Origin of the sequence: Kribbella aluminosa (genome assembly GCF_017876295.1) — a bacterium.
Taxonomy (GTDB): Bacteria; Actinomycetota; Actinomycetes; order Propionibacteriales; family Kribbellaceae; genus Kribbella; species Kribbella aluminosa.
Window position 1 is genome coordinate 1,087,572 of record NZ_JAGINT010000002.1, and the last position, 12,787, is coordinate 1,100,358.

A 12,787-nucleotide genomic window follows, 5' to 3' on the forward strand; every position below is an offset into this window, starting at 1 on the left:
GACCTCGAAACAATAGCTGCCCCGTGAGCAGTCTCCTCAATCCACCGTCTCAGCGCTGTGTGATCAAACGTTCGCGAGCGGATACGGTCTGGGGCGTGAAGCGCGTCGGGGTGCGATGTGATGTGGGGCCGGCCCGGGGGATCGGGCACGTGATGCGGTGCCTGGCGCTTGCCGAGGAGGTTCAGCGGCGCGGGGCGGAGGTGGTGTTCGTCTGCGATGCGCCCACCGTGCCGTGGGCCGCCGCGCAGATCGCCGCCCGCGGGATCGACGTACGGCCCGCGGTCGAGGACCCGGCCGGGCATGTCGAGCTGTTCCGGAGGCTCGGGCTGGACGCGGTGGTGTTCGACTCCTACGACCTGGACGCGGCCGTCTACTCGGCGGTCCGGGCGAACGGCCTGCCTACGCTCGCGATCGTCGACGGCGACTTCCGCGGCGCCGAAGCGGATGTGCTGGTCGACCAGAACCTCGCGGCCGAGCTCGACCACCCGACGCTCCCACCGACCACCCGACGGCTGGCCGGTCTGCCCTACGTGATGATCCGCGACGAGATCCTCGCGCACCGCCCGGCGACCGCACCCGCCGACCGGCAGCACGCCGTACCGAAGGTGTTCGCGTTCTTCGGCGGCACGGATGCCTTCGGCGCCGGTCCGTACGTCGCCCGCGCGCTGGCCGCGACCGGCCTGCCGTTCGAGGCCACCGTGGTCGCGCCGGGGCCGGACCTCGCCGCGCGGACTGCCGCCGTGGAACTGCAGCCGCATCAGCGGCTGGACGTCATCGGCCCGACGGATCAGCTGGCGGCCCGCGTCCGTGCGGCCGATCTGACGATCAGCGCCTCCGGTACGTCGACGTGGGAGCTGCTGTGTCTCGGCGCGACGGCCGGCCTGGTGTGCGTGGTCGACAACCAGGTGATGGGGTACGAGCGTGCCGTCGACACGCGCGCGGCCGTCGGTCTCGGGTTGCTGAGCGCGCTGCAGGCCGATCCGACCTCGGCGGATCAGACGCTCAAGCGATTGCTGACCGATCCGGCCGAACGCGGACGGCTGGCCCGCGCCGGCTGGGACCTCGTCGACGGCCGCGGCCGCGAACGAGTGGCCGACGCGCTGCTCCAGCTCATCTGAGTTCGTAGATCGTGGCGTCCAGCGTGGCGTGCCGCAGCTGGGCGTAGTTGCGCAGCGTGGGCGCGACCGTACCGGCGCGGTTGTCGGCGTACAGCCAGCGCACTCCCGCCTTGCGCAGGCGTTCGATCGTCGTGGGGGAGGGCGCTTTGAACACGATGTCGTTGGCGGCGAGCTGTTCGCGGTTCCAGTACGGGATCAGGCTTGGGTTGACGTCGTTGGCGAGCGCGATCCGGTTCGCCTGGTTGGAGTACGACCAGCCTTCGACGAGGACCGGGCGTTCGGACAGCGCGGCCAGCCAGAAGTGCCGGCTGTCGCACAGGCCGTCGCGCTCGATGATGCAGTGTGCGTTGGTCGCGATCAGCTCGCCGGGCTTGCTGTTCCGCTGCAGCCACTGCGCGGCACCGGCCTCCGCCGCCGTCGCGCCGCCACGGAACGGGTGCGCGAACACCAGATTCGACGCCGAGTCGGAGACGAATGCCTGCAGCGGCACCAGCGCGGCGCCGATCATGCACGCCGCGACCGCGCCGCCGAGCAGCGCCACGAAGAAGTTCCCCGGCCGCCGCGCCAGCTTCCAGCCCACCGCCACCAGTACCGCGACGGCGGCCACCACCGCGATCGTCCACAACCAGGGCCCCTTGATGCCGCGCAGGTCCGCGGACTCCGAGCGCGCGACCGCGAACCCGATCAGCGCGAGCAGCCCGGCGGATCCCACCAGTACGACGGCCTTCCGGTCGCCGAGCCGTCCGACCAGGTTCGCGAGCCCGGCGGCCGCGAGTACGGCGATCATCGGGAACGCGGTCCGTAGGAAGTACAACTGACTGACACCCGACTGGGTCGTCAGCAACGTGCCGAGCAACCCGGCGACCGCGACCCCGACCAGGAACACCGCGCCCGCATCCCGCCATTTCCGTCCCAGGAAGAACAGCCCGGACGCCGCCAGCGCCCAACTCAGCAGAGTCGTTGCCCCCGACAACAACTGGGCATGCGGGTTCGAGGCCAGCATCGAGAACGGCGCCAGCTGGACAAACGTCTCGAACGGCTTGACCTGCGTACCCCAGCTGCTGCCGCCGAAGATCGTGACGAGCGCCGCCACGAACACCGCCAGCGACACCAGCCCGCCGACGAACGCCGGCCGGGTCGGCCGCCGCATCAGCCCCAACTGCAGGAACGTGAACGCGAACCCCACGCCGACCACCGGCAGGATCGTCGACTTCGCCCCGGCCGCGACCAGCGCGAGCAGGATCAGCAGCACCCACCGCGCACGCGGCCTGCCGTCGGCACGCAGCAGGTCCACCGCCACGACGCAGATCGCCAGCGCGATCAGTACGCCGAGATTCTGCGTCGGACTCAGGTACGCCGCCACCGCCGTCGAGATCCCGCCCAACCCGGCAGTGGCCAACGGCTGCACCGCCCCGCCGAGCCCGGCGACGAACACCGCGAGCGGCCCGGCCCAGGTGGCACCGGACTCCGAGGTCGGGGTGAGCCGGGTGGCGAGCGCGAACACCAGCCCGCACCCGGCCAGGAACAGCGGCAGCCAGCTCAGCGAGTGGATCAGATCGGTCAGGTCGATCCGCGTCCCCCACTGCGTCGCGGCCGTCGCCTGGTGGAAGAACGTGTGGTACTTCATCGGCTCGCCGGCGAGCCACAGCGTCGAGATCGGTACGTCGTACTTCGCGCTCGCGGCCAGCGCCTGCTGGAAGGCGAGGTCCGGGTACGCGCGCAGCGGATCGGTGTACGCCGGGAGGAACTGCCCCGGGCCGCGCCGGTACACGATCAGCAGCACGATCGCGGTGGACGCCGCGAGCAGCCACGCCTGCAGGGGGCGCAGCGGTTGCTCGACCCGGCGCCAGACCCGCGCCCGGGCGTCGCGGTCCACGAACGCGACCACCAGTACGACCGGCGCCCACACCCACGACCACGCCTGCAGCCCGATCGACGCGCTGGCGAGGTACACCAGCACCTGCCCCGCCGTACCGACCGCGAAGCCGGCGGACAGGTCCTCGACCAGGTTCCGCCGGTAGCCGCCGATCAGCCGCCAGAGCGCGAACCCGGGCAGCGTCACCGCGACCAGCGTGAACAGGACGAACCGGGCCAGCTCGAAGACCGTCGAGTGCAGCGCGAGCAGCACGATCGCCAGCACGCCGACGGCAAGGCCGGCGACCAGACCGGAAAGAGAAGGCCCCGCAGTCCGCGGCCCCCGCCGCCTCGCTTTCGCGCGCATGTCGTAACACTAATGTGAATTCGATCGCGCCACGAACGCAACGTGTCACTCCGTGTAGGCTTTACGGCCTATGAGTTGGTACGAGGCACTCGAGGCCGGTGAGCTGACGGTGCGGCCGTCCGTGGACGCAGCGAAGCGGTTCGGGGTCTCGATCGACCGGATGTCGGTGTCCGCGTCGGCCGGTACGCCGCTCGCGGAACTGCTGACCGCGGTCGAGAAGTCGACCGCCGACGTGATCGTGTTGCGGTACCCGGCTCGCGAGACCGCCTGGTTCGCGGCACTGGCCAGTGGTCCCCGGCAGGCGCTGTTCGCCGACACGGTCACCTGCTGGGCGCTCCCCGTCGGCAAGGGCCGGCGCCCGGCGCCGCTGGCCGGCTTCAGTACCCAGCTCGAGGCCGATGTCGACGACGACCAGGTGGACGACCTGGTCGCGGACGTCTTCGGCGACTCCGGCAACCACTACTGCTCCGACCCGGTGTTCGACCGCGCCAAGGCGCTGGCCGGCCGCCAGGAGTGGGCCCGGCGACGGATCGCCGACGCCGGTGCCGTCGTACTGCGGGGTCCGGACCGGCGCGTGCTCGCGCTGGCGGCGCTCGACCAGCAGAGCTCGTGGACCGAGATCCAGCTCGCCGGCGTGGTCCCCGCCGAGCAGGGCCGCGGCCGGTACGGTCACCTGCTCGCTGCCGTCGAGGACGCGTGCAAGACGCGGCGCCTGGTCGTCACCGCCCAGGCCCACCAGACCGGCATCCAGCGGATCTGGTCCCGCTACGGCTTCGAACCTGTGCATAACCTGATGACAGTCCACCTCGTTGCCGCTACGTAGACGATTGACTACGGCGAGGGAGGGCACACCGGAGTGACGCCGCGGTTGAGCGTGGTGGTGCCCTTCTACGGGGTCGGCGAGTACCTCGGAGACTGCCTGGAGTCGATCGCCCGGCAGGCCTGGAGCGACTTCGAGGCGATTCTGGTCGACGACGGATCGCCGGACGACAGTGCCGTGATCGCGAAGGAGTTCTGCGCCCGGGACGAGCGGTTCCGGCTGATCCAGCAGGACAACGCCGGTCCCGGCCCGGCCCGGGACGCGGGCATCCGGGAGGCCACGGGTGAGTACCTGGCGTTCGTCGACGGCGACGACCTGGTCTCCCGGTACGGGTTCGCCGCCCTGGTCCGCACCCTGGACAGCACCGGCTCGGACTTCGCCGGCGGTAACGCGCGCCGGTTCAACAACAGCTTCGGCGTCCGGCCGTCGTGGTTGCACAAGCAGCCGTTCGCCCGGGTGCGGCACGCCACGCACGTCACCGAGTTCCCCGACCTGGTCCTGGACCGGATGCTCTGGAACAAGGTGTACCGCCGCTCGTTCTGGACCGAGAACGGCTACACGTTCCCGCCGATCCGGTACGAGGACTACCCGGTCGCGCTCAAGGCGCACCTGGACGCGGTCACCGTGGACACGATCACGCAGGCCGTCTACTACTGGCGTGAGCGCGAGTCCGGCGAGTCGATCACCCAGCAGAAGTTCCAGCTCGGCAACATCCGGGACCGGGTGACCTCTGCCGGCATGGTCCTCGACCTGGTGGAGAACGCCGTACCTGTGGTCCGCCGGCGGGTGCACGCCCACCTGGCGCAGATCGACGTACTGACGCTGATGTCCGCGTTCGGGTCGGTTCCGGCCGGCGACGAGCAGGTGCTGGTCGACCTGTCCCGCGCGCTGCTCGACCGGCTGGACGAGGACGTGCTCGCGAAGACCCACCGGTACGACCGGATCCAGCACGCCGCGCTCCGCTCCGGCGACGTCGACCTGCTCCGCCGGCTCGCGGACTTCCGCAACTCGGGCGGTCTGCGCGGCGGGGCGCGTGCCGTGTCGCGCGGGCGGCGGCTCGACTACAACTATCCGGGCCTCGGTGAGTCCGTCGTGCCGCGTCGCCTGTACGGCGTGCGCGACCAGGACCTGTCGCTGGCGACAAGCGTCCGCGAGGTCGCCTGGGTGGACGGCACGCTGTCGATCAAGGGCACCGCGGAGATCCGCCACCTGGAGACGGACCGTACGTCGACCCTCGAGATCGCGCTGGCCGTCGGCGAAACGTCGTACCCCTTGCCGGTACGCCGGTACGCCGCGCTGGACCTGCACGGGACGAAGACGCTGGTCGGGTTCGAGGTGCTGCTCGACCAGGAGGTGCTCGGCGAATGTACCGGCGCCCCGGCACACTTCGACGTGCGGATGCGGTCCGGGCGGCGGGTGCGGAAGGGCATGCTCGGCGGTCAGGGACCGGGGAGCCCGGGCTGGCCGCCCGGTGCCTGGATCGACGACACGAACTGGATCCAGCCCGGCCCGGGGAAGTCCGGCTGGTTCTCGCTGCGGCGGTTGACCGATCCGTGCCGGCTGACCGCGGCCGAGCAGGTCGGCGACGAACTGGTGCTGCACGGGCGGGCGTCGTTCGACGAGCCGGAGCTGTACCTCAGCCGGCCGGTCGTCGGCGGCGAGGAGGAGGTGCCGCTGGAGGTCGACGGGCGGGACTTCACCGCCCGGCTGCCGATCCGCGACATCGTCGACGCGGCGAACCACGACGACCCGTTCGGCCGCCGGACGACTCGGGTGTTCCGGGTCCGCGGGCCCGAGGAGCAGCAGCGCGTGCTGTTGTGGACCGCGGGCGACACGGCGCTGACCGGGGTCGCGGACGATCGCGTGGTCACGCTGACCCGGTCGACCGGTGGGTACGTGAACCTGCACGAGTCCCCGATCCGGACGACCGCCGTCTCGGCCGTTGTCGAGGGCAACGAGCTGGTGGTGTGCGGTGCCGGCGGTGAGGCCACGTTCAGCTGGCGGCGATACCTGACCGACTCCGACGACCACCTGGACGTCGTGTGCCGTCGTACGGCTCGCGATGACGGCGGGTGGTCGGTGGCCGTCGACGTCGGCGCGCTCGTCCCGGTGACCGCCGTACAGGTCTCGGTCGATCCGCTGGCCGCACTGGCCGACTGGATCCTGTTCGCAACCTCCGCCGACGGTACGGCGCATGCCGTCCAGTGCGAGCCGTTCCTGTGCAGCCGGTTGCCATTGGCAATCACGCACGGGGCGAACGGGTCGCACGCGCTCGCCGTCCGACCCCATGCCGGCACTCTGCACGTCGAGGTGCGCTGATGCATCACCACAACCACTACTACGGTCAGACGCACATCCTGTCCCGGTACGCCGGGTTCGACTTCGACCACCCGCCGCGGCTCCGGGGGTACCTGCAGCACGGCTGGAACATCGGCTGCGGGTGGAACCCGGTGCACGAGTTCTACGACGGTGCGTGGCGGTTCACCTGGAGCGATGCGCCGAAGCGCCGCGGGCACTCGCTCGGGCGGCGGAACTACCACAGCATCGGTGCGCCGTTCCTGTACCTGACCGAGCTCGAGCCGGAGCCCGAGGAACCGGTCGAGCGCGAAGGCACGCTGTGGTTCCTCTTCCACGGGTGGGAGGGCGGCAAGATCCACGGCGACCACCAGAGGCTGATCGACGAGATCCGCGAGACCGAGCCCGGTCCGGTGACGTTCAGCCTGTACTACACGGAGTACGACCGGCCCGAGGTGCGCGGATTCTACGAGGACGCCGGGTTCCGGGTGGTGTCGTTCGGGCGCCGCGGGTTCTCGTACGAGGGGACCGAGCGGCGGTTCCTCTTCAAGCAGCTGGCCGAGCTCCGCAAACACCAGCGGGTCGCCGCGAACCGGTTGTCGACGGCGATCTTCTACGGCGTCGCGGCCGGCTGCGAGCCCGCGGTGTACGGCGACCCGATGGAGATGGACGGCGAGAACCCGCTGTTCGGCGGGCAGCGCCGGATCGAGCGGCTGTGGCCGGAGATGCTCGGCAAGACCGTCGACCTGGAAGCCGCCCGCGCGACCACCGACCTGGAACTCGGCAAGCCCTGGATGATGCCGCCCGCGGAACTGCGGTCGCTGTTCGATTGGAGAGAGCGTGTCTGAAGTCCAGGTCGTCCGTGGGGAGATGCAGCCGTGGACCGATCGCACGACGCCGCGGCCGGCGCTGGCCGCGCTGCTGACCGACGCCGTACCCGCCAACCGGCGGACGCTGATCCTCGGGCCGCACGCGCCGCAGCTGATCGAGTCGGTGCTCGCGCACTCGGCGGACGTGACGATCCTGGTGCGGTCGGTGGCGGACGCGCAGCAGCTGGGCGAGGACTTCGGGCCGTGCCTGCAGGTGATCGCGGGCGCTCTGGACGGGCTGCAGACGCCGCCGTACGACGTGATCATCGCGTCGGACGGTCTCGACCGGGTGCTCGGGTACGACAGCGTTGACCTGTCGTGGAGCGAGCGGCTGGCGGCGGTCGCCGCGCTGGCCGCGCCGGACGCGGTCGCCGTACTCGGGCTGGAGAACGAGTTCTCGCTGCTGAACATGCTGGACAGCCGCCCCGCCGCCGAACGCCACGGCGACGACGAGTGGCGCCCGCTGCACGACGACCCGACCCGCCCGGTCTCCGTCGACCAGCTCCGTACGGCGCTCCCGTGGCCGGCCGAGGTGTACGCCGACTTCGCGTCGCGCACGTACGTCCGAGCCGACGTGGCAGCCAACGCCCGCTCCGGCGAACTCCCGACCCGGCTCGCAGTCGCCGCCCTCGAACAACCCGCCGTACCCCTGCTGTCCCCCGCCCACGAAGGCCTCGACACCGCAGCCCGAGCCGGCCTCCTCGCCTCAGTCCCCACAGGCTGGCTGGCCGTCGTCAGCCCCCACACCACCCAGGACATCTACACCGAAACCGCCACCACAGTCCTCACCGCCAACCAAACCCTCACTGGCTGGGACACAACCACAACTCCCGCGCAGGGTGCGCCAGCCGACGGGTCCCTCGCGTTCGACCCCGCCGTTGTGCCCAGCACCATCTCCTCGGGTGTGTCCGTTGAGAGTGTGCTGTTCCGGCTGGCTTGTGCTGAGGATGTGCCTGGGTTCCGGAAGCTTGCGGCTGACCTCGGGGACTGGGTGAGTGAGTCGAGGGTCGTGCTGCGGTGGGACGACGTGGTGTACGACGGCGAATCCTTCTCCCACGGAGTCTCCGGGTGGGTGGCGCCGGAGGTCGTGGAGAAGGACGATCTGCTGGCGGCCGCTTGGGTGCGGTTCCACGAGCGGCTGGTTGGGCAGCAGCGGCGCCACCCGTGGCCGCCGTGGATGGTCGGCGACGACCTGGTGTCCGCGTGGCTGGGGATGTCCGGGGTGGAAGCGCCGGAGCAGGTGCCGGCGACTTCGCCGGACAGCGCGCCCGCAACCAGCGAACAGGTTGCCCGGGGCAAGGAGATTGCCGCCGCCCTCGACGACGTGCTGGGGACTCGCGCCGGCACGGTCGACGTACGGACAGCTCTTGCCGAGGCCGAGGCGGCCAAGCACGAGCTGTTCGAGCTGAAGGGTCACGTCTACGGGCTCGAGCGCACCCTCGGCTTCCGGAACAAGGCGATGAAGACCCGCGAGAACCGCATCCGCGAGCTCCGCGGGCAGCTCCAGAAGCTGACCGTCGCCCACGAGCGGATCCGCGGCTCCCGGACGTACGCCGTCTCCCGGGTGATCTTCCACGCCGCCCAGGTCCGGAAACCGAAGGTCGTCGCCCGCAAGATCGGCCGCCGGATCAGGAAGCGATGACTCGGCCACGCCTCAGCGTGGTAGTGCCGTTCTACAACGTGGGGGCTTACCTCGGGGACTGTCTCGACTCGATCGCGCGGCAGACGTTCGCGGATTTCGAGGCGATCCTCGTCGACGACGGTTCACCGGACGACAGCGCGGTGGTGGCGAAGGAGTTCTGCGGGCGGGACCCGCGGTTCCGGATCGTCGAGCAGCCGAACGCGGGCCTCGGGCCGGCGCGCAACACCGGCGTCGAGCACGCGACCGGGGAGTACGTCACGTTCGTCGACAGCGACGACCTGGTCACGCGGCACGGGTTCGGACTGCTGGTCAAGGCGCTCGACCAGACCGGGTCGGACTTCGCCGCCGGCAACGCGCGCCGGTTCAACAACAGCTACGGCGTACGGCCGTCCTGGCTGCACGCGCAGGTGTTCACCGCCGACCGGCTCGCCACGCACATCTCCGAGACCCCGCAGCTGGTGCTGGACCGGATGGTGTGGAACAAGGTGTACCGGCGGTCCTTCTGGGACGAGTACGACTACCGCTTCCCAGCGATCCGGTACGAGGACTACCCGGTCACGCTGAAGGCGCACCTGGACGCCGTCACCGTCGACACGATCGCGGCGCCGGTGTACTTCTGGCGCGAGCGGGAGTCCGGCGACTCGATCACCCAGCAGAAGTTCCAGCTGGCGAACATCCGCGACCGGGTCGTCTCGGCCGGGCTGGTACTGGACCAGGTCGAGGACGCCCTGCCGGTGATCCGGCAGCGGGTCCACGCGCACTTCCGGCAGATCGACCTGCACGCGATCCTCTCGGCGTTCGGCACCGTGCCTGCCGAGGAGGAGCAGCGCCTGGTCGAGCTCACCACCGAGCTGCTGGACCGGCTCGACGAGGCCGTGCTGGTGAACTCGCCGCGTCTCGCCCAGCTCCAGTTCGACGCCCTGCGCGCCGGCGATCTCGAACTCCTGCACGCGATCGCTCTCGATCCCGACGCGGCCCAGGAAGCGCTGCCGCGGACCAAGACCGACTTCGCGCTCGCGACCAGCGTGCGTTCGGTGTCCTGGATCGACGGCGAGCTGTCGATCCGCGGCACGGCCGAGCTGCGGCACCTGCAGGCCAAGCCGTCCAGCCTCCGGATCGGCCTGATGATTGCCGGGCGCAACCATCGGCTTCCGGTACGGCGGTTCCTCGCGGAGGACCTACGTGGCGAGCAGAACCTCGTCGGGTTCGAGGTTCGGGTGAGCCGGAAACTGCTGGCGAAATGCCCGGCCGCCGGCCCGTCGCACTTCAACGTCCGGCTGCGTACCGGCGGGATCTGGCGGCGGGACAGGCTCCGCGGGCAGAAGGCCGGCAGCCCGGGCTGGCCGCCCGGCGCATGGATCGACGACACGAGCTGGATCCAGCCGGGCCCGGGGAAGGACGGCGCGTTCGCCGTACGGCGGTTGTCCGATCCGTGCCGGCTGACGACCGTCGAGCAGACCCCGGACGCGCTGGTCCTGCGCGGAAGGTCGGCGTACGACGAGCCGTCGTTGTACGTGAGCCGGCCGCTCTCGGGTGGTGAGGAGCAGGTGCCGCTGGAGCTGCACGGGCGGGACTTCACCGCGTGGCTGCCGATCCGCCCGATGCTCGAGGAGATCAACCCGGACGATCCGTTCAGCCAGCGGACGACGCGGGCGTTCCGGATGCGCGAGCCGGGCGGTCGCGAGCAGGTGCTGCTGTGGACGGCCGGCGATCGGCTGGTGTCGCACGCGGAACGCGGCAGGGTCGTGATGCTGACCCGCTCGACCGGCGGATACGTGAACCTGCACGAGTCGCCGATCCGGATGACCGCGACCGCTGCGGTTGCCGCGGGCAACAAGCTGGTGGTGCGCGGTCCGGACTGGGGCGACGTGTCGTTCAGCTGGCGGCGGTACCTGCCGGACTCCGACGACCACGTGGACGTCGAGTGCCGCCGTACCGTCTCCGACGACGGCTGGGCCGCGGTCGTGGACATGGAGTCGCTGGAACCGGCCGAGTGGATCCTCTTCGCAACGGCCCCCGACGGCACGCCGCATGCCGTCCAGTGCGAGCCGTTCCTCTCCAGCAAGCTCCCCCTGACCGCCACCCGCGGCGAGCGCACGCTCGCCGTACGCCCCCTCGCCGGAACCCTCCACCTGGAAGTGAGCTAGCTCGACACAACCCTCCAGTTCAGGGGGCACCCCCTCAACTGGAGGGTTGCCTACTGAGAATTTGAATAGGCAACCCTCCAAGTCGAGGGGCAAGCTTCGCGGGCTCGGCTGTTAGCGGCGGGCGATCAGCAACTGGTGGGTGGTCGGCCAGTCGACGGGGGTGCCGTTGGGGGTGGTGATGGAGGCGACCGGGGCGATGCGGTTGGTGATCACCCAGTCGTTGCGCCAGGCGTGTGAGGACGGGTCGATGGTGAAGCCGGCCCGTTCGGCGACCGCGGTCCAGCCGGCGAAGTTCAGGCCGCAGAACTGTTCGTGGGTCTCGCTCAGCCAGTTGTCGACGTAGTCCTTGCGGGTCAGGAAGTCCATCGCGTCCGCGAGCCGGAGCTGGATGCCGTCGCCGCTCACGACATAGGAGTACGGGACCTTCGCGTTCCGCCGGAAGTCGTGGGCGAACTGGAAGAACCGCGCCCGCGTCGACAGTTTCCCGACGTACGCCGCGGGGTCGTCGAGGGCCTCGAGCTCGGCGACGTCGTCCGGGTTGGCGCCGTCGCTGTCGTCCAGCCGCAGTACGACGGGACGGTCCGGCTCGTCGGGGCCGCAGACGTCGGAGTTGATCCAGACACCGTGCGGGGCCGTGTGCGCGAACAGCGCGTCGGCGAACCGCTGCACCGTGGCGGGCCGCGACCCGTCGGCGTACGACCAGATCTCGTGGGTGAGCGCGAGCGTCAGCGTGGTGTCGATCGACCGCGGTGGGCTCCATCCTTCTTTCTGGCTAGCAGACCCGAGCATGTTGCGCTGGTAGAAGTACACGTTCGGGTTGCTGAAGAGGCCCTGCTCCTTCTTGTGCACGCATTCCGCGTACAGGTGCCGGGCGACCTCGACGCCGATCAGGTCGGACTCGTGGAACCGCGGGTCGCGGTCGACGAGCTGCAGCGTGGCACCGGTCGCGCAGCCGATGTCGAGGATCCGCCCGGGCCGTACGAAGTCCTTGATCTGCTGCCACTTCCGGTCGGCGGCGGTCTCGAACGCGTCGGCGTACGTCTTGTAGTCGCGGGTCGTGGTGAGCCCGCCGTCGTCGCCGACCACCGGGTCGTTCACGCAGCGCGCGACGTGCGCGTCCAGGGCGTACCGCTCGAACACGTCCACGGTCGCCGGATGCGCGAGCTGCTTCCACGCGTCGTTGCCATCAGCAATCATCAGCAGCACGTCCCACGGCCGCGCCGTACCCTCCGGCTCGACACCGATCACCTGGTACCCGAGCTGCTCGTACAGCTTGCTCACCTCAGGCGTCGAACACGCCACCACCGTGTTCTCCGGCGACAACCGGACAAGATCGTCGGTCCCCGCCTCGATCGCCTTCACCGTCACCTCGGCGAACTCGTCCGTCGGCGGCGTGTCCACCACCCCCACCACCAACGACCGGACTCCTTCCGCCACGCTGAACCGCTCGATCGCCGCCTCCCGCCGATCGAACGCCACCGGATTCCGCTTGGTGGTCTGATGATTGGCCGAAGTCACCGCCCACACCACCGTCCGCCCGGCAAACCCCCGCAAAAACTCCCCCTGAAACCGAGTCAACACATGATGCCGCCCAGGAAACAGCAAGTACTCGGTCATCCCCGTCCCTTCCTCGGCTACCATCCATCGACATCACATGATCCCAGGAGGAGGGGCC

8 protein-coding genes are annotated in these 12,787 nt (G+C 70.3%); 6 read left to right on the forward strand and 2 right to left on the reverse strand.

Annotated elements, in window-relative coordinates; all coding sequences use genetic code 11:
* Positions 1–95: 95 nt before the first annotated feature.
* Positions 96–1,118: a PseG/SpsG family protein gene (locus JOF29_RS26675; protein ID WP_307863705.1), complete on the forward strand. Its 1,023-nt coding sequence runs from the start codon at positions 96–98 to the stop codon at positions 1,116–1,118.
* Here the strand turns inward: JOF29_RS26675 and JOF29_RS26680 are convergent.
* Positions 1,111–3,339 carry a hypothetical protein gene (locus tag JOF29_RS26680; protein ID WP_209697177.1) on the reverse strand — a complete coding sequence of 743 codons (2,229 nt, stop codon included), beginning with the start codon at positions 3,337–3,339 and terminating at the stop codon, positions 1,111–1,113. The genes JOF29_RS26675 and JOF29_RS26680 overlap by 8 nt on opposite strands.
* 70 nt (positions 3,340–3,409) lie before the next feature.
* Between JOF29_RS26680 and JOF29_RS26685 the strand changes: the two genes are divergently transcribed.
* The 5 genes from JOF29_RS26685 to JOF29_RS26705 are packed head-to-tail and all read left to right on the forward strand — an operon-like array spanning position 3,410 to position 11,112.
* Positions 3,410–4,162: a GNAT family N-acetyltransferase gene (locus tag JOF29_RS26685; RefSeq protein WP_209697178.1), complete on the forward strand. Its 753-nt coding sequence runs from the start codon at positions 3,410–3,412 to the stop codon at positions 4,160–4,162.
* Between the two features lie 33 nt (positions 4,163–4,195).
* A complete protein-coding gene (locus tag JOF29_RS26690; RefSeq protein WP_209697179.1) occupies positions 4,196–6,478 on the forward strand; it encodes a glycosyltransferase family 2 protein in 2,283 nt (760 codons plus the stop codon).
* The gene (locus tag JOF29_RS26695) at positions 6,478–7,302 is read left to right on the forward strand and encodes a DNA replication complex GINS family protein (protein WP_209697180.1); all 825 of its coding nucleotides are present in this window, start codon (positions 6,478–6,480) and stop codon (positions 7,300–7,302) included. Before JOF29_RS26690 ends, JOF29_RS26695 begins: the two co-directional genes overlap by 1 nt.
* A complete protein-coding gene (locus JOF29_RS26700; protein ID WP_209697181.1) occupies positions 7,295–8,965 on the forward strand; it encodes a hypothetical protein in 1,671 nt (556 codons plus the stop codon). Before JOF29_RS26695 ends, JOF29_RS26700 begins: the two co-directional genes overlap by 8 nt.
* Entirely contained in the window at positions 8,962–11,112 is a 2,151-nt protein-coding gene (locus tag JOF29_RS26705) for a glycosyltransferase family 2 protein (RefSeq protein ID WP_209697182.1), read from the forward strand. The genes JOF29_RS26700 and JOF29_RS26705 overlap by 4 nt, the downstream gene beginning before the upstream one ends.
* Before the next feature lie 111 nt (positions 11,113–11,223).
* On the opposite strand, the gene JOF29_RS26710 is transcribed toward JOF29_RS26705, so the two are convergent.
* Entirely contained in the window at positions 11,224–12,630 is a 1,407-nt protein-coding gene (locus JOF29_RS26710; protein ID WP_307863706.1) for a class I SAM-dependent methyltransferase, read from the reverse strand.
* Positions 12,631–12,787 lie beyond the last annotated feature (157 nt).

What these genes read in the sequence shown, in the direction of transcription:
- JOF29_RS26705 (WP_209697182.1), top strand. Translation starts at nt 8,962, where the DNA reads ATGACTCGGCCACGCCTCAGCGTGGTAGTGCCGTTCTACAACGTGGGG.
- JOF29_RS26680 (WP_209697177.1), bottom strand. Translation starts at nt 3,339, where the DNA reads ATGCGCGCGAAAGCGAGGCGGCGGGGGCCGCGGACTGCGGGGCCTTCT.
- JOF29_RS26685 (WP_209697178.1), top strand. Translation starts at nt 3,410, where the DNA reads ATGAGTTGGTACGAGGCACTCGAGGCCGGTGAGCTGACGGTGCGGCCG.
- JOF29_RS26695 (WP_209697180.1), top strand. Translation starts at nt 6,478, where the DNA reads ATGCATCACCACAACCACTACTACGGTCAGACGCACATCCTGTCCCGG.